Source organism: Peribacillus glennii (assembly GCF_003429105.1).
GTDB classification, from domain to species: Bacteria; Bacillota; Bacilli; order Bacillales; family DSM-1321; genus Peribacillus; species Peribacillus glennii.
Genome location: NZ_QVTD01000008.1, coordinates 52,268 through 71,489, shown reverse-complemented (window position 1 = coordinate 71,489; position 19,222 = coordinate 52,268). Strand labels below are relative to the sequence as shown.

The 19,222-nt window shown below is 41.5% G+C and carries 21 protein-coding genes and 1 pseudogene; 10 read left to right on the top strand and 12 right to left on the bottom strand.

The genetic code is table 11. The features are described from left to right. Positions 1 to 207: 207 nt before the first annotated feature. The 4 genes from D0466_RS13045 to D0466_RS13030 all read right to left on the bottom strand — a co-directional run bounded on the left by D0466_RS13045 (position 208) and on the right by D0466_RS13030 (position 4,491). Positions 208 to 1,575, bottom strand: coding sequence for an aspartate kinase (locus D0466_RS13045; RefSeq protein ID WP_117323001.1), 1,368 nt, complete (start codon positions 1,573 to 1,575; stop codon positions 208 to 210). 609 nt (positions 1,576 to 2,184) lie between these two features. Next, positions 2,185 to 3,477, bottom strand: coding sequence for a hypothetical protein (locus tag D0466_RS13040; protein ID WP_117323000.1), 1,293 nt, complete (start codon positions 3,475 to 3,477; stop codon positions 2,185 to 2,187). A 13-nt stretch (positions 3,478 to 3,490) separates the two neighbouring features. Further along, positions 3,491 to 3,895 carry a DUF6114 domain-containing protein gene (locus D0466_RS13035; RefSeq protein WP_117322999.1) on the bottom strand — a complete coding sequence of 135 codons (405 nt, stop codon included), beginning with the start codon at positions 3,893 to 3,895 and terminating at the stop codon, positions 3,491 to 3,493. A gap of 20 nt (positions 3,896 to 3,915) precedes the next feature. After that, complete coding sequence (locus D0466_RS13030) at positions 3,916 to 4,491, bottom strand: DUF6230 family protein (RefSeq protein ID WP_117322998.1); 576 nt, start codon at positions 4,489 to 4,491, stop codon at positions 3,916 to 3,918. Between the two features lie 276 nt (positions 4,492 to 4,767). Here D0466_RS13030 and D0466_RS13025 point away from each other — a divergent pair, with 276 nt between their 5' ends. Further along, entirely contained in the window at positions 4,768 to 4,959 is a 192-nt protein-coding gene (locus D0466_RS13025; RefSeq protein ID WP_117322997.1) for a hypothetical protein, read from the top strand. Positions 4,960 to 5,209: 250 nt separating this feature from the next. Here the strand turns inward: D0466_RS13025 and D0466_RS13020 are convergent, their stop codons facing one another. The 3 genes from D0466_RS13020 to queF all read right to left on the bottom strand — a co-directional run bounded on the left by D0466_RS13020 (position 5,210) and on the right by queF (position 6,307). Beyond that, positions 5,210 to 5,446 carry a hypothetical protein gene (locus D0466_RS13020; RefSeq protein ID WP_142919931.1) on the bottom strand — a complete coding sequence of 79 codons (237 nt, stop codon included), beginning with the start codon at positions 5,444 to 5,446 and terminating at the stop codon, positions 5,210 to 5,212. Positions 5,447 to 5,566: 120 nt separating this feature from the next. After that, entirely contained in the window at positions 5,567 to 5,710 is a 144-nt protein-coding gene (locus D0466_RS22230; RefSeq protein WP_158555903.1) for a hypothetical protein, read from the bottom strand. Positions 5,711 to 5,809: 99 nt separating this feature from the next. Next, complete coding sequence (queF, locus tag D0466_RS13015) at positions 5,810 to 6,307, bottom strand: preQ(1) synthase (protein WP_117322995.1); 498 nt, start codon at positions 6,305 to 6,307, stop codon at positions 5,810 to 5,812. 469 nt (positions 6,308 to 6,776) lie between these two features. On the opposite strand from queF, the gene D0466_RS13010 reads away from it, so the two are divergent. From D0466_RS13010 to qoxD, 5 genes are all read left to right on the top strand, one after another. Beyond that, positions 6,777 to 6,911, top strand: a complete 135-nt coding sequence (locus tag D0466_RS13010) for a BA3454 family stress response protein (RefSeq protein WP_117322994.1) — start codon at positions 6,777 to 6,779, stop codon at positions 6,909 to 6,911. Between the two features lie 366 nt (positions 6,912 to 7,277). After that, a complete protein-coding gene (qoxA, locus tag D0466_RS13005) occupies positions 7,278 to 8,204 on the top strand; it encodes a cytochrome aa3 quinol oxidase subunit II (protein ID WP_117322993.1) in 927 nt (308 codons plus the stop codon). Positions 8,205 to 8,276: 72 nt separating this feature from the next. Continuing rightward, positions 8,277 to 10,223, top strand: a complete 1,947-nt coding sequence (gene qoxB, locus D0466_RS13000; protein WP_117322992.1) for a cytochrome aa3 quinol oxidase subunit I — start codon at positions 8,277 to 8,279, stop codon at positions 10,221 to 10,223. After that, positions 10,223 to 10,819, top strand: coding sequence for a cytochrome aa3 quinol oxidase subunit III (gene qoxC / locus D0466_RS12995; protein ID WP_117322991.1), 597 nt, complete (start codon positions 10,223 to 10,225; stop codon positions 10,817 to 10,819). The genes qoxB and qoxC overlap by 1 nt, the downstream gene beginning before the upstream one ends. Before the next feature lies 1 nt (position 10,820). Continuing rightward, positions 10,821 to 11,105 (top strand): cytochrome aa3 quinol oxidase subunit IV, encoded by a 285-nt coding sequence (gene qoxD, locus D0466_RS12990; protein WP_117322990.1) that lies wholly within the window; start codon positions 10,821 to 10,823, stop codon positions 11,103 to 11,105. A gap of 22 nt (positions 11,106 to 11,127) precedes the next feature. On the opposite strand, the gene D0466_RS12985 is transcribed toward qoxD, so the two are convergent. After that, entirely contained in the window at positions 11,128 to 11,382 is a 255-nt protein-coding gene (locus D0466_RS12985) for a hypothetical protein (protein ID WP_117322989.1), read from the bottom strand. 176 nt (positions 11,383 to 11,558) lie between these two features. Here D0466_RS12985 and D0466_RS12980 point away from each other — a divergent pair, with 176 nt between their 5' ends. Both D0466_RS12980 and D0466_RS12975 read left to right on the top strand, forming a co-directional pair. After that, positions 11,559 to 12,263, top strand: coding sequence for a DUF421 domain-containing protein (locus tag D0466_RS12980; RefSeq protein ID WP_117323151.1), 705 nt, complete (start codon positions 11,559 to 11,561; stop codon positions 12,261 to 12,263). A 107-nt stretch (positions 12,264 to 12,370) separates the two neighbouring features. Then, positions 12,371 to 12,697, top strand: a complete 327-nt coding sequence (locus tag D0466_RS12975; RefSeq protein ID WP_117322988.1) for an ArsR/SmtB family transcription factor — start codon at positions 12,371 to 12,373, stop codon at positions 12,695 to 12,697. Here the strand turns inward: D0466_RS12975 and D0466_RS12970 are convergent. The 3 genes and pseudogenes from D0466_RS12970 to D0466_RS22965 form a co-directional block, all read right to left on the bottom strand. Then, entirely contained in the window at positions 12,694 to 13,626 is a 933-nt protein-coding gene (locus tag D0466_RS12970) for a cation diffusion facilitator family transporter (protein ID WP_117322987.1), read from the bottom strand. The genes D0466_RS12975 and D0466_RS12970 overlap by 4 nt on opposite strands. A 168-nt stretch (positions 13,627 to 13,794) precedes the next feature. Further along, a pseudogene (locus D0466_RS23635) lies at positions 13,795 to 14,220 on the bottom strand (HAD-IC family P-type ATPase); the annotation flags it as partial. Then, positions 14,214 to 14,957: an HAD-IC family P-type ATPase gene (locus D0466_RS22965; RefSeq protein ID WP_407675637.1), complete on the bottom strand. Its 744-nt coding sequence runs from the start codon at positions 14,955 to 14,957 to the stop codon at positions 14,214 to 14,216. The gene D0466_RS22965 and the pseudogene D0466_RS23635, both read right to left, overlap by 7 nt. Positions 14,958 to 15,306: 349 nt before the next feature. Here D0466_RS22965 and D0466_RS12960 point away from each other — a divergent pair, with 349 nt between their 5' ends. Continuing rightward, complete coding sequence (locus D0466_RS12960) at positions 15,307 to 17,688, top strand: M14 family zinc carboxypeptidase (protein ID WP_117322986.1); 2,382 nt, start codon at positions 15,307 to 15,309, stop codon at positions 17,686 to 17,688. A gap of 79 nt (positions 17,689 to 17,767) precedes the next feature. On the opposite strand, the gene D0466_RS12955 is transcribed toward D0466_RS12960, so the two are convergent. Continuing rightward, positions 17,768 to 18,514, bottom strand: coding sequence for an alpha/beta hydrolase (locus tag D0466_RS12955; RefSeq protein WP_117322985.1), 747 nt, complete (start codon positions 18,512 to 18,514; stop codon positions 17,768 to 17,770). 164 nt (positions 18,515 to 18,678) lie between these two features. Between D0466_RS12955 and D0466_RS12950 the strand changes: the two genes are divergently transcribed. After that, positions 18,679 to 19,029, top strand: a complete 351-nt coding sequence (locus tag D0466_RS12950) for a hydrolase (protein ID WP_407675636.1) — start codon at positions 18,679 to 18,681, stop codon at positions 19,027 to 19,029. Positions 19,030 to 19,222 lie beyond the last annotated feature (193 nt).

The following is a 19,222-nucleotide window of genomic DNA, read 5'->3' as shown; positions in this document are numbered from 1 at the left end:
AGACTTAGTACTCGGCCTACATGTTGTTGATCACACAGGAGAAAAACATAAGGACGTGGCGGACGTGGATGTGTTCTGCCTAAACAAGCTGTTCCTTTTTGCATACATTTTTTCTTATTATACAATCTTATCTATATTCCTTTTATTATGCCAACTTTGTGCGCATTAAAAAACCCATTACAAGGCTGCAATGGGTCGGAATATAGATCACCGTGAAATCGGCACAGAGGCGAAGAATTCTTCGTATAATGCCCGGACTGCTTTTCCTTCATCCTTATTTTTCACCCCGAACATCATGCTCACTTCCGAGGAGCCCTGGTTTATCATTTCGATATTCACCTTCGCCCCGGCCAATGCCTTGGAGGCTCTTGCCGTGGTCCCCACGTTTTGCCGCATGCCTTCTCCGACGATCATGATGAGCGATAGGTCATGCTGCACCTTTACCTCATCGGCTTGGAGTTCCTCGTAGATCCGGGATACAATTTTATCCTCCAGATCCTGGCCGAACTGGTCCTGGCGCAAGATGATTGAGATATCGTCAATTCCAGAGGGGATATGCTCATAGGACAGGCCATTCTCTTCTAAAATATGCAAAAGCCTGCGCCCGAACCCGATCTCCCGGTTCATTAAGTATTTGCTGACATAAATGCTGCAAAAACCATTGTCACTGGCAATACCTATGACAGGACCATTCGTATTATCCCGATTATTGACGATCTTCGTCCCTTCCGCAGATGGGTTGTTCGTGTTCTTTATATTCACCGGGATGCCCGCACGGAAAGCCGGAATCAATGCTTCATCGTGAAACACCGAGAAACCGGCATACGAAAGCTCCCTCATCTCCCGATATGTAAGCTCCCGGACCTCTTTTGGATTCTTTACCACATTCGGATTCACAGAGTACACGGCATCAACATCCGTGAAATTCTCATATAATTCCGCTTTTGTCCCGTTTGCCAGGATGGATCCCGTTATATCGGAACCACTTCTTGAGAACGTCACAATTTCACCAGCCTTGTTATAGCCGAAAAATCCAGGAAAGACCACGATCGCCGGCTCATCCCGTAATTTATACAGGTTGTCATATGATTCAGGGAGAATTTTGACATAACCAGCTTCATCGCTGACAAAAAGCCCCGCATCCTGGGGATTTACATAAACGGCATCCAATCCTTCGCTCTGGAAGTAAGCTGCGACCAGTTTGGCATTATTGTCCTCGCCGCTTGCCTTGACAGCATCCATATATCTTTCCGGGCTGCTTTTATCTCCTTGCAAAAGCTTAAGAAGATCCCTCCGAATTTGTTCTGTAATGGTTTCAGGCAAATCCAGTTCTTTAGCGATGCTGCCATATCTGCTTACAATTGCGTTTTCAAGTTCCGGCGCTTCACCGGATTGCAAATGCTGGTTAGCGCACTCAATCAATAAATCGGTCACTTTTATGTCATCAGCATACCGTTTTCCAGGAGCCGAAACCACAACTACCTTTCTTTGCGGGTCTGCCACAACAATATCCAAAACCTTTTTTAACTGAGCACCTGACGCCAGCGATGAACCGCCGAATTTTGTAACCTTCATTCTTACATCCCCTAATTGTTAAAATTATCAGTAAAATTATTATCTATTATTACTCTTTTTCCCCAAACAATCAAGCTGAAAATTCCACACAGTAAAAACAAATGTATTCATATGGCGGACTGTAATTAATTCGAAAGAGTATGAAAAACGTTAACTTTCATAAAAATCAATAATATTATACCATACCAGAATTTGCCGGGAATTCTTATGGAATTGGAAGGAAAACTTCGGGTTTTCAAAAATCTTGTAACAAGACTGAATTTCCAAATGCCTATGATTTCTTTTTTATTTCATTTTGAATGGACCACCGCCGCTTGAAGAATCCCCGCAAAGTTTGAGAGAAGGAGCAGCATTCAATACGTTTTCAGATGCAGAGGCTAATTCGCCTGAGCAGATCAGGTGATGCGACCTATTTTTATCTACATACAGAGTTTTCGGTTTTATTAGATTCCGCTGATATATCAGGGATACAGCCGATTTATCCGAAATTTAGCCGATATTTCAAAAATACAGCTGATATATCTAAAAATCCTATGACATTTTCAAGATTTCGCTGGATATATCTATAAATTCGCTGATATAGAAAAAACAGAGGATGATTCCCCTGTTTCATAGTGAAATGATGAAATTATCCTTTTGGTTTTTAAGTGTTTCTTTCATTCTTTTCAATTTTGCCTCTTCATCCTGACCCAGCGCCTTAAATATGAAATCCAAGCCCAGGATATCTGTCAAACCATCCTCAAAATCTTCCAGGGCTCTCGTCAATGAGGCATCACCCTTACACAACTCAGGCAATGTTTTCCCTTCCTTTAATGCCTGGTCAATGAGATCCAATCCAAGATCCTTGGTGATTTTCCCTTTTGTGTCTTTTACCCGTTTACAAGATTCTGAAAGTGCATGTTTAACAGGTGCCGTTACAGGCTTGAGTTTCTCCTCAACCGGCTTAACCACTTCTTTTACTGGTTTGGTTACTGGCTTTACTATCTTTTTCACCGGTTTGGTCACAGGTTTGAGTACTTTTTTCACTGGTTTTGTTACCGGTTTTATTACTTTTTCTACTGGTTTCACAATGTCTTTAACCGGATCTGTAATAGGGTCGGTTATTCCCGTCACCGGTTCGATCACGCCTGTGGCAGGGTCAATCACTTTTGTTACTGGGTCTGTCACTTTTCCTACTCTATCTTCTATAACTTCTTCCCCAGGAACAAGGTCTTCACGAGACAATTCGTCCGGAATGGACGCTTTAGGTTCGCCAGGTTTAACATCACCCTCGTCTGCAACAGGTTCGTCACAGACTAACGGTTTCTTCCCGGATGAAATTTTTTCTACTTCCTTTAAAGCCTGGGTATACGGAAGAAGCGCCAAATCCACTAAGATTTGCGTCTTTTTTGGTTTGGCAGGGCCTTGATTGCCGTCTACTGTCTGAAGACTAAGCTGTTCAATATTGCTTCCTCCAGCATTCATATAATGTACAACCATCGTCACATCTTCAAGGCCTGCATCAGGAATGTTTTCCGTAGCCCGCAGGCATGCGCCCTTAAAAGAAAGTGAGCTTGTATCTACCGTCATACCGCTCATCCTTACAGGCCCATCAGCTTTTAACGTGAGGCTGACCGGACCGGACGGCGTGCTAAATTGCTTGGTAAGCTTCATCCCGTATATGACTGCCTCCTCATAGTGGACACGGAGCATCGGGGTCTTATCGCTCCCTGATGTTTCCGTAAAGACGATGGATGGAGTCATATTCTTTCCGACCACCCAATCTGCCTGGATGATGAATCCTGGCGAATCAGCTGCTGCTTTCACTTCCGTAAAGGTAAATGGCGGCAGCAAGGATAGCGCTAAGATATGAAAAATGATAATACCCATTAACAATTTGTTAGTCAGACGCTTTATCATCATCCCCTCGTCTCCTTTACCCTGCCTTAACAGGGCTTTCCGTCAACTCCGGTTTGCGATTTTTCGATTTTTTGCTTTTCGGTTCGTGCACTGCTACAGGCCCCCAGGCAATCAATAATGACCCTCCAATAATTCCAAATACAGTGCCGACCAAAAATCCCCCAAGCGCCCCGATTACGGATAAGATGGAAAAAAATATTGTCATAAAACCAAGTATCTTTGAATTGTTCGGGAAAAACATTGCCAACAATCCGGTTAAAATCAATAGACCGCCAAACAACAGCCCTATCATGGCTACCGAGCCTGGCAGGAATGTGCTGAGATACAGGTTCAGTGGCACCCACAGCATCATGATACCGCTTACAATTGTCGCGACAGATCCCCAAAACGTCCGTGATTTTTTCCAGCTTCTACGCTCCATCAAGATCCCTCCCCAACGGTCTATTTAATCTTTTCTACAGTGAGCTTCATTCCTGCCATATTAATTGTTTCCTGGAAAAGGTAATGTGTTTTCAGCTTTGCATTTTCAAGTGTAATCTTGGAAGATGTTTGCTCGAATTGCTTTTGCCAATTTGAACTATTGTTTTCTTTAAGAGTAAGATTCTGGAACTTGGCGTTCGCCTGGATTAATCCGGCATCATGGTGAAGCCCCGTAATCCTGACAGGCTTTGAGGCTGTTATCAATACCCGGATCGTATCCCCGCCGACTTTAAAGTCCTTATATAATTGCAAATTTTTAATGGTTACATCCTTAATTAAGTTTGTACCCTGAGGCGATGAATCAGATGAGCTCGTTTCGCCGAGTTTAGGATAGAATGTGTAGCCTGTACCTTCCAGTTGATCAAATTTTACATAAAAGTCGCCTACCCCTGCGATCGGAACAGCACATGCCACCCCCGAAATACCAAAAGAAACAAGCAGTAAACCAAGAAGTAAAAAACCTGACGCCAGCGATGTCCAAAATGCTTTTTTGCTAAAACCACTTCTTACTTGTACTTCCTGCTCTCTTTCTTCCATAGAGCACCTCCAAATATTTTTAAAATTCAAACTTCTTTTATTTACGATATCCCCACGGTGTTAAACTCTCAAGCACGAAAAATATCGCTAATAAAAAATCTCTTACGATAAATGTCGGGTTTGTATCAATGACCGACTTACCCAGACAAATTTGAACGAAAAGTATAAGAAAGTCCAAAAATAAGATAATTGCATATCGTAATTCATTCATTTCCTTTTACTTCTTGTCATGATCTCTCATATACTCCGCAACATAAAGACAGGAGGTGAGTAACCATGGCGAAAGAAATGGGCATTCTAAGGCCTATTGAGGGAAATACCTTCCACAGGGACTTAACATTAAGCAATCATGAATTGGATAGCTTCCAATTAGGAATGGATGCCGATTCATTTTTAAACCATGTTGGTTTGAACCAAGAAGAGGTTGCAGTCATTCGTGAAAACTTCCGACTTTTTAGAAAAAAGTAGCCTATTCGGTTACTCTTTTTTCACTGTTTTAAGTACTGCCTGTTTTAGCAATGGGTAGGTGCGAAAGCGCGAGAGTCAGTGTCCCTCATTCGTTACCGCATTTGTGCTTACAGTATTTGGGGTCAGTCCCCCGTCACGTTACCGCTTTACCGTATTGGGGGTCAGTCCCCCATCGCTTTACTGCTTCACCTTACCGGTTCCTTAAGGGCTTAGACCCTGTAAAAACAAGGCACCCCGAAGGGCGCCTTGTTTATGTTAATTTTCTGTTCACTTGGTTATCGACGCTTGCGAATTCATTCCCAAACCGCCCCGAAGAGCCTGCTTGGTTTTGGGCTGCCTCCCCCTGGTTGTCACAGGTTGCGGCCGCGTCCATTCCTGGAGCGTAATCAGAGTTATCCAGGGACTGATTGATACAAGCTTGATCCCTTTGCCGTTTTCTCGCCCCTTGGGTTCCCATGCCTCTCTCATCTTGACTGATTCCTGCCATTATAAACACCTCCAGGCCATTAGTGTACCCGTTAGGTTCACCTGTATCTGCGTTAATAAAACCCAGCATCAACATAAAATAAAAAAGGAAGGCTGCCTTAGCCCTCCTTGCTAAACATGTTTATTCGTAAATGTCAAAATCATCAGGATTTTTCTCGTCCTGTATACCGCGTTTGGAATCCAGCTCCGCTTCCTTGCCTTTAGCGATTGCAGGAATCACATTTCCCTGGGCGTCATATTGGATTTTGCTCTTTTCGTCCCTCATACAGCACCTCCTAAGATAATCTCACTCTTAGAATGCCATATCTCTTTAAATCTAAACATATTTCCCGGACTTTTTGCTGAATCCGCATGTTCCTGAAAATTATCGGTTATCGATTTTCTCAGGATAAAGATCATGGTTCATCATGCGATGCTCAGCCATTTGTTCATATTTCGTCCCCGGCTTTCCATAATTCGTGTAGGGATCGATAGAAATCCCTCCCCTTGGCGTGAATTTTCCCCACACCTCTATATATTTCGGATCCATCAAATCGATCAGGTCATTCATGATGATATTAACGCAATCCTCATGGAAATCGCCGTGATTGCGGAAGCTGAATAAATACAGCTTTAGCGATTTAGATTCCACCATCTTTTCCCCCGGGATGTAGCTGATATAAATCGTCGCGAAATCCGGCTGGCCTGTCATTGGGCAAAGGCTCGTGAACTCGGGACAATTGAATTTTACGAAATAGTCGCGGTTCGGATGTTTATTATCAAACGACTCAAGAATATCAGGTGAATATTCAAATAAATATTTAGTTCCCTGATTCCCCAATAGTGTAATGTCTTGCAATTCTTCATCTGTTCTTCCAGGCATAAAAAAACCTCCCTATTAATGACCGTGCCATAAAAAGAGCGGATCACATCCATAAAAAGCAGCCGTAAAAAACAAAAACCATATCTCCCCCCGATATGGTTGATTCGTATGCAATCAAAGCCATAGTTTTTTATAGAGGGTTGCTGCTATGAACCTCTCCCTGCCACGGGGATTACATTAACATTTTATCATTGTTACTATAGTTAAAACCGTTGCCACTGTCAATGTATTTTCTCCCAACTTGGAGCAATGATAAGATTTGAACAAATTTTCTTTTTTAAAATAATTTCTAACATAGAGGAAAAGCTAATCAATACTTAATTAATTAACAAGCATCCCCCTTGTTAAATTATTCTAAAAAATTTCAGAATTCCCATAAAATTATGCGCATTACCCCCGAATGTTTGAAGTTCCTTAAAAGAAGGTATTAACACCCCATAAGCATATTTCAGCAGAGAGGATGGCAAACATGGTTCAAGTGACTGTAAAAATTGATTATTTAGGAAAGAGCTATCAAACGAATGTACTGGCAAAACGTGAGGAAGAAGAGGAAGAAATTTTCCGCAAAGCCCTCGAACAAGTTGAAAAACAATGGACGGATTAAATGGAAGCAGGCCACCTTACAGGTACCTGCTTGCTATTATTCATATTTCAGGCCCGTACCGAACGTGGCATACCTGTTATTATTATATTAATAAAATAGTATACCCCACTCCTTCTTTCCATTTTTCCCTCATTAACAATTCATCCATTTTTATATAAAGCTTCCAGCGATTCACCAGAGAATATTGAACATTTTGTGACATACTGCAATTTCATTTGTATTTTTACATACATGGGACTAAGATAAAGATGTTGATTTGTGAACACATTAACAATTTTACAAAGATTTACAATGTAATTGTGAAATAATGTTTCACAATTTTGTAGTTTAGTATCTTTGGCTACTATTTACGAAAGGGGTTACATTATGAAATTGAAGTGGGCTTTAATAACTGTACTTTTTACTATTGCCACCGTGTTAACGGGTTGTGAACCCTTAATGGTCTTGGATCCTAAAGGACCACAAGCCCAAACACAAGCAGATGACATTATGTTATCAATTTGGATCATGTTATTTATTGTCCTTGTTGTTTTCGCACTATTAGTATTTATGTTAGTAAAGTACCGTGCGTCAAAACAAAGCAAAGATTATGAACCGCCACACATTGAAGGAAGTGCGCTTGTAGAAGCGCTTTGTATCGGGATTCCAATTTTGATCGTTGCTTTCCTTTCCTTTATGTCTGTTAAATCCAACTATGAAGTTGAGGCAACACCAAAAGGATACGAAGATAAAGAACCATTAATCGTTTATGCTTCTTCATCTAACTGGAAATGGCATTTTAGTTATCCGGAACAAGATATCGAAACCGTTAACTACTTGTATATTCCAACAGACCGCGCTCTTGAGTTTAAACTATATTCATACGGGCCAATCACAAGCTTCTGGATTCCTCAGCTTGGAGGACAAAAATACGCTATGGCGGACATGGTGACTACATTACATTTAGCCGCTGACGTTCCTGGTGAATATTTTGGACGTAACGCAAACTTCAGTGGTAAAGGAACCGCTGAAAATGTCTTTGACGTCAAAGCAATGCCTCAAGCTGAATTTGATGAATGGGTAGAAGAAGTAAAGTCTACCGCTAAACCTCTTACTGAAGAAAAGTTCGATGATTTGTTAGAGCCAGGCCACCTTGGAAAGTCAACATATACTGGAACTCACCTGGAATTCAACCCACCGCCGTCAGGTGAAAATGGTGGACATGACCATGGATCGAATGAATCTGAGGAACATCCAAATGATGAGCATACTGAGCATGACTCTCATGAACATTCAGAACATAAAAATCACTAATATTTTGGAATATTGATAGATGATAGTTTAAACAAGCAAAGAAATACATTTTCCGAAAGGAGTCACAAAAGTATGGACTTTTTTGATAGATTCGCCATACCTCATCCAAGCCCTGCGATTTACGCGTCTATGGTTGCCATTGGCCTTACTATGATTGCGGTACTCGCCGGCTTAACCTACTTTAAAAAATGGGGTTATTTATGGCGTGAATGGCTGACAACGGTAGACCATAAACGTATCGGTATTATGTATCTAATATCTGCCTTGCTGATGTTATTCCGTGGTGGAGTCGACGCAATCATGCTTCGTGCCCAACTGGCTACTCCTGATGCCAAGCTACTGGATGCACAGCACTATAATGAGATTTTCTCCACTCACGGAGTTGTTATGATTCTGTTCATGGCTATGCCGTTTATCATGGCTTTAATGAACTTTGTTGTTCCATTACAGATTGGGGCTCGCGACGTAGCGTTCCCGCGTTTAAACGCATTGAGCTTCTGGTTATTCTTCATGGGTGCCATGCTGTTCAACATTTCGTTTGTAATCGGCGGCTCTCCTGATGCAGGCTGGACTTCATACTTCCCGCTTGCAGGAAATGAATTCAGTGAATCAGTTGGAACTAATTATTATATGATTGCGATTCAGATCGCTGGTATCGGTACATTGATGACTGGTATCAACTTTATGACTACTATTCTTAAGATGAGAGCACCTGGGATGACCTTGATGAAAATGCCAATGTTTACATGGTCTTCCCTAGTCGCTAACGTTATCATCGTTTTTGCTTTCCCTGTATTAACTGTAGCACTGGCAATGGGTACAATGGACCGCCTATTTGGAACAAACTTCTTTACAACGGATAACGGCGGTATGGATATGCTTTGGGCGAACTTGTTCTGGGTTTGGGGACACCCTGAAGTTTATATCTTGATCTTGCCGGCATTCGGTATATACAGTGAAATCATTTCTACTTTTGCACGTCGTAACCTATATGGCTATAAATCAATGGTTTTTTCAATGGTTATTATTGCAGGCTATTCATTCCTGGTATGGGCCCACCATTTCTTTACAATGGGTCAAGGAGCGTTAACGAATTCCATTTTCTCGATTACCACAATGGCGATCGCTGTTCCTACCGGTGTTAAAATTTTCAACTGGCTGTTCACGCTTTGGAAAGGGAAAATTGAGATTACCACTCCAATGCTATATGCCATTCTATTCATTCCGCTCTTTACAATTGGTGGAGTGACCGGGGTTATGCTGGCGATGTCAGCAGCTGACTACCAATACCATAATACAATGTTCTTAGTTGCTCACTTCCACAATGTAATTATTCCTGGTGTAGTATTCGCTATGCTTGCTGGTTTAACTTACTACTGGCCAAAAATGTTCGGTTTCATGTTAAATGAGAAGCTCGGTAAATGGGCAGCTTGGTTACTATCAATCGGTTTCCTTTTAGCCTTTATGCCAATGTATATTACAGGTCTGGATGGCCAGGCGCGACGCATGTACACATATTCTGAGTCCACTGGATATGGTCCATTGAATATGGTTTCATTTATCGGTGCTCTTATCATGGCAGTTGGTTTTGCAGTTATTGTGTACAATATTTATTACAGTATTCGTTATGCTTCAAGAGACATCAGTGCAGATCCTTGGGACGCGCGTACTCTTGAGTGGGCTACGCATACTCCGGTGCCTGAATATAACTTTGCGGTTGTTCCGCAGGTTAACTCAATTGAAGCATATTGGGATTCAAAGAAGAAAGGCCAAGTTTTATTTAAAGATAAATATGAAAAAATCCATATGCCAAACAGCAGCGGGGTCCCATTCATTATGGGTTGTATCTTCTTCGCATGGGGCTTTTCATTTGTGTTCGGCCTGTGGGTTCCTTTGATTCTTACAACAATCGGTATCTTCGTTTGTATGGCCCTCCGTTCGTTTGAGAAAGATCACGGCCACTACATTTCCGTTGAAGAGGTTGAAGAGACTGAAACAAAATTGCGAGGTGCTAAATAATGAAAATAGATAACTCGCTTCCACTTGAATATAGTACTGAAGAAAACCGCCTGAAAATCTTAGGTTTTTGGATTTTCCTGGGTGCCGAAATTATGCTTTTCGGAACACTTTTCGCCTCATACTTCACATTGGTTGATCGTACGGCGGGCGGCCCTGATGGAGCAGAGATTTTCAAAATAACACCAGTATTGATTGAAACAATCGTTCTTTTAACAAGTAGTTTTACCATTGGACTTGCAATTCATGCCATGCGTCTTGGCAAGAAGAAGGCAATGCTTGCTTTCTTGGGTGTCACACTCCTTCTTGGTGCCGGATTCTTGGGTGTTGAGATATATGAATTTGTTCACTATGTTCACGAAGGGGCAGGAATACAAACAAGCGCCTTCACATCTATCCTATTAACAACACTGGGAACACATGGAGCGCACGTTACACTTGGTTTCTTCTGGGGATTATTCATCTTGCTGCAAGTAAAAAAACGCGGCTTGACTCCTGAAACAGCCAATAAATCATTTATCTTCTCTCTTTACTGGCATTTCCTGGACGTAGTTTGGATCTTCATCTTCAGCTTCATCTACCTGAAAGGAATGATGTAATATGAAAGAATTATTCCCTGCCAAACAAGTGATGGGCTTTGTATTTTCTCTTATTCTCACTGCAGTCGCCCTTTTGGTTTACTTCATGGACATGTCCTTTGAATTAGGCATGACGGTCCTGCTAGTAACAGCATTCATACAGGCAGGCCTTCAGCTGGTCGTGTTTATGCACGCTGGTGAATCCGAGGATAAAGCAGCAATCTATACAAATGTATATTACGGATTATTCATCGCTTTGGTCACCATTTTCGGTACACTGCTATGTATGATCTGGGGTTACATTTAATACGGAATTTCAAAAGGAGCACTTACAATGGTGCTCCTTTTTTGTTTTTCATTAATACTACCCTTTTTCCTTTATGTGTCTTTTCCAGCATTTCTTGAGTTGCCACCAGGAACACACCCATTAGAAAGATAAAAATAGCGCCCACAACCGTTCCAATCCCAATAGGAGTTAATGTACTGTAACCGCTTTCAAAAAAGCCGAACAAAAATATAATAGTGCCAATTGTAAGTACTGTCCCACCAATATACTTTACAGCATTGAGTATCCTTACTTCCATTTCACTCATCCTCCCTTTTCATATATTATTCCATTTGGTTCACAAAATTGTCAAACTTTTTCTGTATTTACTCATAGCTTTTTCTTGACTTTTATTATGAAATATTATTCATAATCCAGGAAATACTATTGCAATAAAAAACTTTAGTGATGAAAATCATGGGATGTGATATTCTGTTGCACTTTTTCCAAAGCCAAGAATCACTTACTGCCATTGAATGGGTTTTAAGGGCCGTATTATCCTTTTTTTTTCTGCTTGTTACGGTCAAAATTATGGGGCAGCGGTCCATTTCCCAATTAAGATTACTCGATTTTATTATTGCATTAGTATTTGGAAATATCATTGCCCATCCCCTGTCAGATCCCAATTTAGGGTTAAAAGGGTCCTTTATTTCAATGATTGGATTAGTGGTTTTACATAATATTGGTGTTTTTTTGTGCCTTAAATCAAAAATGATCCGAAGCTTTCTTGATCCTGAACCCTTTCCACTTATAAAAGATGGACAATTGATCTCCAAGAATTTGGCAAGAGCAAAGATTCCGCTTGACTTTGTTTTATCAGAGCTGAGGAAAAATAAGGTGGAAGATGTTCAAAAGATTTCCCTGGCTCTCTGGGAAGCAGACGGAACCATTTCATTTTTTTTACACCCTAAGCATCAAGCGGTTACGCCAATGGACATGAATCTCGAAACAAAGCCTTTTGTTTTTCCCAGAACAATTATTAAGGAAGGAAAAATTGAGTTTCATGCCTTAAGAGAAATAAACAAAAATGAAATGTGGCTCAAAAAGCTCGTAACGGAGAGATATCATGCCGATATAAAGGACATTTTGTTGGCAACTGTTGATGATAACGGAAGTGTTAAAGCTTTTTTTTACAAATAGAATAGTTTTTCCCTCTAGTTTTAATCGAAAAAATCATGGGCTACAGGCACCCATGATTTTTTTTCTTCCTTGTTATCGTTATAATTAGCATAGGGAGGTTGATTAGAATGAAACATGAGAAACAGAACCAGCCGGCATCTCAAGGCGATTTGGATGAAGAAACATTATTCATCGTTTCCCAGACCTTTAAAGCCTTATCAGATCCTACCCGGCTGCGAATCCTGCATTTACTTTTTCATGGAGAATATTCCGTTAATGATATTGCCGAGAAGCTTTCCTTAATGCAATCTACAGTATCCCACCAGCTCCGTTTCCTTAAAAATTTGCGCCTGGTGAAATTCCGGAGGGAAGGAACATCCCTTTACTATACCCATGATGATGAACATGTCATGGATATTTTAAGACAGACCATTGAACACGCCAACCATCATTAATTGCAGGTACCGTGGGGACTCGGGCATCCATTGTCCTCATGTTCGACCTGAATCGTACTATGTTCGATACCAAAATCATCGTGGAGGATGGATTGTGCGCGCTGTAGCACTTCATCGTGATTACCTGCTCCCGCTATTGCCATATGGCAGCTTAGCATCGGTTGCTCTGGAGTGATGGACCAAACATGCAGGTCATGTACTTCTTTAACAAGCGGTATTTTCTGCAGGGACGCTTTCACATTTTCCACATCTATATGCGATGGAGTACCTTCCATCAATACATTGAAGGAATCCTTTGTGACTCTCCAACCACTGATGATGATTAGAATGGCAACCACTACGCTTGCGATCGGGTCAGCAATGCCCCATCCAAGGAACATCATGAGCAACGCGGCCACAATCGCGCCTACAGAACCCAGCATATCCCCCATCACATGAAGAAATGCACTCCTAACATTCAAGTTCTCTTCTTTATCGCCCTTCATTAAGACCCATGCTGCTGCCAAATTAACTAACAAACCGATTACAGAGATCATCAACATCCCCGTACTTTGCACTGCCGGCGGATTAGTGAACCGTTGAAAGGCTTCAAAAAATATATACAATGAAATAAGCATCAAGGTAATTCCATTAATAGAAGCAGCAATGATTTCAAATCTCCTATACCCAAACGTTTTGGATAGTGTCGCTTTCCGTTCTCCAAGCATGATGGCAAAGTAACTTAGGCCCAATGCAACGGCATCACTTAGCATGTGTCCCGCATCCGATAATAACGCCAAACTATTGGTTGCCAATCCACCGATTACTTCGACCACCATAAACGTTGTAATTAAGATCAATGCTGTCAATAAAGCTTTTTTGTTCCCCGTTCCATGGCTATGTCCGTGACTATGACCATGGCTGTGGGAGTGTCCATGAGAATGACCCATAATTATCACTTCTCTCTTTATATGAATATATGCTCATATATATTATGAGTCATCCTTTAAAAAAGTTCAACCGTTATTATGTTATTTATCCGAATAGTCAGCTTTTATATTTTTATCAATATACCCCAAAAATAAAGGGCTGCCCGTTTTAGCGGGAAACCCTCTAACTCATTCTTCCTCTTGTGCCCTTTGCAATCGCAGGCTGTTTAACGTCACTAACAATGTTGCCCCCATATCTGTGAAAATAGCAATCCAGAGTGCCAACCAGCCCGGGATCACCAGCACAAGGGCCAATAATTTGATTCCTATTGAAAAGCTGATGTTTTGTTTGATAATGTTTAACGCTTTTCAGCTCAGTTTTACTGTGAACGGAAGCTTGCTCAAATCATCACCCAAAAGGGCGATGTCCGCTGTTTCCAATACGGTGTCTGTACCTGCACCGCCCATCGCAACACGAACAGGACTGGCAGCCAATGCCGGGGCATCGTTTACACCATCTCCGATCATCGCTACCATTCCAAAGTCTTTACGGAGCGATTTGATTACATCCAGTTCATCCTGAGGCAACAGCTCCACATGGACTTCATTCACACCTGCTTGATTCCTGAGGTCATTAACGGTGCCCTTATATGAAAAATGTTGTTTTTCATCAAATTCCGCAAAGCGATAAAATCTGTTACGGCAGGTACACCTTTCGTTAGGGTTCCTGTTTTATCAAAAGCGATGGCCTTTACGCTGCCGGTTTCTTCCAGATGTATGCCTCCTTTAATGAGCACTCCATGTCGGGCGGCAGTTCCTATTGCGGTTACGATGGAAACAGGGGTGGAAATGACCAAAGCACATGGACAGCCAACCACTAATACAGCAAGCCCCTGGTATATCCACTCATTACGTCCACCGTTGAAAAGAAGAGGTCGGATAATGGCAACTAACACTGCTATGATCATTATGACCGGTGTGTAATATTTCGCAAACTTATCGACAAAGGCCTGGGACGGAGCACGTTCCGCCTGAGCTTCTTCCACGAGATGAATAATGTTTGCAATGGTCGTATCATCCACCAATTTGGTTACTTCAATTTCCAATAATCCTTCTTCATTCAATGTTCCAGCGAAAACATCATCTCCAGTGCGTTTTTCCACCTGCACCGATTCACCTGGAATCGCTGCCTGATTAACAGCGCCCAGGTCCCTTTTGATACCACGCCATTCATTGCAATCTTTTGGCCTGGTTTTTACAATCACGATATCTCCCATCATGATTTCATCCACGTGTATCATTTGTTCCGTTCCATTCCTTCGCACCAACGCCTCTTTCGGGGCAATATCCATAAGGGCACTAATCAATGCCCTCGCCTTACCATTGAATATGTCTCCAAAGTCTCGCTGTTTGATTGTCAAAATATAAAGAGGGCTAATGTTATGTTTGAATCTCCTTTTTGAAAATTCAAACGAACTGAATCTCAGGTTACTAGAATTATATTGTTTTGGCTACTTGCATAACTCGTTATAATCCGCTAATCATCACTGGCATGCCCAGTTTCTCTCTGCCAGTTTAGAAGAAACAACAAAAGGTAATATTTAGATTTTTTATAGTAAAATAGTCCTATTGCCACTATCGTTCTACTAAATTAAAATTATATTTATACATAACTATGAATGTTTAATCAGGAGGAATACTATGAAAAAAAAGAAATTGTTAACCGGCATTATCGCAGCAAGCATACTAACATCCGTTCCTTGGACAACCTCTTCTGCCGCTGCACCAAAATGGACAAATGTAAACACATACGAAGAACAAAATGGCAGTAAATTCAACTCTGAACACTATGATTATCTAAAATTCTCAAAAATCAGGGAAAAGCTTGAGCAAATAGCGGCAAACTCAAAAAGAGTAAAAGTTGAAGTAAAAGGCAGGTCTGCTGACGGACATCCACTCTACGTGGTAACGATTTCTGACCGTACTGCACAAGGGAATTTCGGGAAGATCAAGGCCTTAAGAAAGGAAATGTTCAAAAATCCACAAAAAGCTCAGGAGTGGATCAATGATAATCCTGAATTCAAAGTGCCTGTAATGATTAATGGCTCAATCCATGGTACCGAGTTTATAGGAACTGATGCAGTCATTCAATTGATTGAGCGCTTTGCGACTCAGAATGACGAACAGACGAAAAAGATTCTTCAAAACAACATACTAATTTTTAATGTGGTCGCAAATCCGGATGGAAGAGTAGATGCTACTCGCTTTAATGGCCAAGGCATCGATTTGAACCGTGACTTCATCACTCAGTCACAGCCGGAAACACAACAAACGGTTGAACTGATTAAAGAATGGAACCCAATGGTCTTCCTTGATACGCATGGCTATGTAAAGAACTATGCACCAAACCTGCAAGGATTAATTGAGCCTTGTACGCCACCGCATAATCCGAATTATGAATATGATTTGTACAATAAATGGGCATATAAGCAAGCAGAAGCCATGGAAGATGAAATTATGAAGAATCAGGACAAATACACTGGAAATCTTTACAAGGAAATGAAAGGAGCATACATACCACAGCGTAACGATTCTGCGGGATGGGATGATTATCCGCCAATCTTTACACCAATGTATGCGATGTATCACGGTGCTTATGGTCATACACTAGAAGCGCCAACGAATGATTTGGATGGTGTGCGCTGGCAGTATGACGCTATAATGGGTGCACTGCAGTATGCCACTGATAACAAGCAGGGTATGATCACTGACCAGCTCGAAATGTTCAAGCGCGGCATTAATTTTGACCATCCATTCCATGAAGAAGGATTCTTCCCGAAAGCTTATGTTTTGCCGGTTGATAAAAATGATCCAACTGTCACAGAGAAAGCCGTAAACCACTTAATGAAAAACGATGTTAAGGTTGTAAAGGCTTCAAAGAATTTTACAGCCGAAGGAAAATCTTATCCAAAAGGAACGTATATCGTCAACATGAATCAAGCAAAAGCCGGACTTGCGAACACGATGCTTTGGGATGGAGAAGATATTACCAATGATACTCCAGCGATGTATGATATTTCGGCATGGAGCCTTCCTGAATTATGGGGCTTCCAGGCAAACCCTGTAAAAAGCTCAATTGATGTAAAAACTTCCAAAGTAACAGAAGTTGATTATGAGGGTGCAGTTACCGGAAAAGGACCTTACCTGATTAAAAACAGTTCAGTAAAGGCTGTGGCATTGGTGAACGCGCTGCTTCAAAAAGGCGTTCATATTAAACGTGATTCCAAAGGGAATTTTTATGCAATAACATCAGCAAGCAAAATAGCCGCTGAGGTCAAAGCTTCTGGCGTGCAAGTCACTACAGCAAAGTATCCGAAAACTGCCGTCAGGGTCTCAGATTTAAAGGTTGCAATCTTAAAGGATGGCGGTATGGGCAAGCAACAATCCCACTCAGGAACAAAGCTTGCTTTAAGGAGACTGGGCTTCAACGTTACCGAGGTTTCACCTGCCGAAGTAGCGAAACAAGGCCTTCAAAGCTTCAACGTGTTTGTTTACAGTGGAACGGAGAATCTAATTGCACTGCCGGAAAAGCTGTCGGCCCCGAATAAAGAATTTGGTTTTGAAACGAATGATCAGTTTGATGCATTTAAATCAAAGGTGGAAATCTTTTTGAAACAAGGCGGCAAATATATTGCCGTTGGCGCTGGCGCATCACGTGCTTCTTATACACTTGGATTAACGGATGATACAGTAAATGTCGGCGACTGGAACAGCAACGGTATTGTTAAAGTTGACTACAAGGGAACTGATGCGACAACCGGCTATACAAGTAATGATATCGGTTTTGTATACCGGCCAACATGGTATACCGGCACACAAAATGATAAAGTATTGGCAACCCTTGATAATTCACCAGGCTTCTTCATTGCCGGCCATTGGGCAAACAGGGATGGGGCAAAGGGCCAGGCTGTCGTAGTTCAGGAGAAAGATAAAGATGTTACGCTAATCGGCTTGGAGCCTGGATTCCGTGACCACACGGACTATCTGTTCCGCCTGCTCTCTAATTCGATTTTTGACAAATAAAATCATATCCAACAAAATAATGAGGGCTGAGAGCTAACGGGGGAAAAACTCCCGGCAGCTTTCAGCCTTTTTTGTGGTCTTATTTTTTTAGTACCTGTTCAATAAAGTTCAGTGTTTCTGTAATGATAACGTCTTGGTCGTTATCCAATGTTGCTACATGATAGCTATTATCCATCTGGATCAGCCTTTTTTCCTTGGATGAAATTTGTTCATAAATGATTTGCGAGTTATCCGGCGGCACTACATGGTCTTCCTTAGAAACTAAAATCAAAGCAGGACAAGTTATTTGACTAAGATTTGATTTTACATCTTCCATTAACTTGATGATTTCCCCTATAGAACGGACAGGAGTTTTTTCATAAGCAAGCTCTTTCACTCCAGGTTTCTTTATATCAGACCCGATCGCATCCAAAAATCTTGCCTCGACGTTTTGGGCTGCGGCCATATTTTGAATTTCAATTGCCGCGTTAATTGGGATGATCGCTTTTATATCCGGATGGTTCTCCGCCAAATACAGAGTAAGTGTTCCGCCCATTGATAAACCAGTTACAAAAATGGTGTCACAACGCTCTGTTAGCCATTGATATCCCTGTTCAACAGACGCAACCCAATCCTGGTACGTTGTTTTTTCCATTTCTTCATAATGGGTTCCATGCCCCTTAAGCCTGGGGCCGCACACTGTGTAGCCTGCTTTTGCATATGCCTCCCCCAATGGCCGCATGCTTTGTGTGGATCCCGTGAAACCGTGGGAAACTAAGATTCCAATATTGTTTCCTTCAAAATAGAACGGCTCGGCTCCCTCTAATACTGAGTATTTTTCCTCCATACTCTCCCCTCCAACCTCAATATGATATCCTTGCCTATTAGTAATTCGTTGATTTTGCCGGATTCCCTGCTTATTTATTTATAATCGGGCATTCAGTGGTTAGTCCGCCAAAAATGGTGGTAAATAGAGGATAAAAATGGTTAGGAGTGAGTTCATTGAATCCAGTGAAGAATACGTATTATGTGGACCTAGTTAGCGGTGATGTGCTTGACCGCCCGGCTTTCGAAGAGAACCCAAGCTTTAAAATAGAAGCGACAGATGAAGAGCTGCATGAATTAAAATCGTGTTTGGATGAAAGCTACACAGCGGATATGCAGGCATATATCCGGTCGCATATACCATATGTCGAATATCATAAGGATCCCGCGAATGATTTATACGACCAAAGCATTAAAAAAATATATGCCATCATATATAAATTAGGAGATGCCGAAGCAAGACGCTTTATCGAAGAGATTGGGATATTGGAAGAAGACAAATTCATGCAGGATGAGGAAATTCAAAAATTCAAGTGAAAACCAGTCACTTATTCTTTTAACGCTGCAAGCGGGATTCTAGTACAATGATTGCCTTATTTTCCGTGAATAACTGATATTCTGCTACTTTAATGTATGGAAACGGATTAATAGTAATACCAACCTCTTAGCAGTACCAAAGGCCGGAATACCCATATTGTAAGAATGGGGTCCGGCCTTTTCCTTATGAACC

Bases quoted from the DNA above. Each gene is read 5' to 3' on its own strand.
- D0466_RS13045 (WP_117323001.1), bottom strand. From the start codon at position 1,575: ATGAAGGTTACAAAATTCGGCGGTTCATCGCTGGCGTCAGGTGCTCAG.
- D0466_RS13040 (WP_117323000.1), bottom strand. From the start codon at position 3,477: ATGATGATAAAGCGTCTGACTAACAAATTGTTAATGGGTATTATCATT.
- D0466_RS13035 (WP_117322999.1), bottom strand. From the start codon at position 3,895: ATGGAGCGTAGAAGCTGGAAAAAATCACGGACGTTTTGGGGATCTGTC.
- D0466_RS13030 (WP_117322998.1), bottom strand. From the start codon at position 4,491: ATGGAAGAAAGAGAGCAGGAAGTACAAGTAAGAAGTGGTTTTAGCAAA.
- D0466_RS13025 (WP_117322997.1), top strand. From the start codon at position 4,768: ATGGCGAAAGAAATGGGCATTCTAAGGCCTATTGAGGGAAATACCTTC.
- D0466_RS13020 (WP_142919931.1), bottom strand. From the start codon at position 5,446: ATGGCAGGAATCAGTCAAGATGAGAGAGGCATGGGAACCCAAGGGGCG.
- D0466_RS22230 (WP_158555903.1), bottom strand. From the start codon at position 5,710: ATGAGGGACGAAAAGAGCAAAATCCAATATGACGCCCAGGGAAATGTG.
- queF (WP_117322995.1), bottom strand. From the start codon at position 6,307: ATGCCTGGAAGAACAGATGAAGAATTGCAAGACATTACACTATTGGGG.
- D0466_RS13010 (WP_117322994.1), top strand. From the start codon at position 6,777: ATGGTTCAAGTGACTGTAAAAATTGATTATTTAGGAAAGAGCTATCAA.
- qoxA (WP_117322993.1), top strand. From the start codon at position 7,278: ATGAAATTGAAGTGGGCTTTAATAACTGTACTTTTTACTATTGCCACC.
- qoxB (WP_117322992.1), top strand. From the start codon at position 8,277: ATGGACTTTTTTGATAGATTCGCCATACCTCATCCAAGCCCTGCGATT.
- qoxC (WP_117322991.1), top strand. From the start codon at position 10,223: ATGAAAATAGATAACTCGCTTCCACTTGAATATAGTACTGAAGAAAAC.
- qoxD (WP_117322990.1), top strand. From the start codon at position 10,821: ATGAAAGAATTATTCCCTGCCAAACAAGTGATGGGCTTTGTATTTTCT.
- D0466_RS12985 (WP_117322989.1), bottom strand. From the start codon at position 11,382: ATGGAAGTAAGGATACTCAATGCTGTAAAGTATATTGGTGGGACAGTA.
- D0466_RS12975 (WP_117322988.1), top strand. From the start codon at position 12,371: ATGAAACATGAGAAACAGAACCAGCCGGCATCTCAAGGCGATTTGGAT.
- D0466_RS12970 (WP_117322987.1), bottom strand. From the start codon at position 13,626: ATGGGTCATTCTCATGGACACTCCCACAGCCATGGTCATAGTCACGGA.
- D0466_RS22965 (WP_407675637.1), bottom strand. From the start codon at position 14,957: ATGGATATTGCCCCGAAAGAGGCGTTGGTGCGAAGGAATGGAACGGAA.
- D0466_RS12960 (WP_117322986.1), top strand. From the start codon at position 15,307: ATGAAAAAAAAGAAATTGTTAACCGGCATTATCGCAGCAAGCATACTA.
- D0466_RS12955 (WP_117322985.1), bottom strand. From the start codon at position 18,514: ATGGAGGAAAAATACTCAGTATTAGAGGGAGCCGAGCCGTTCTATTTT.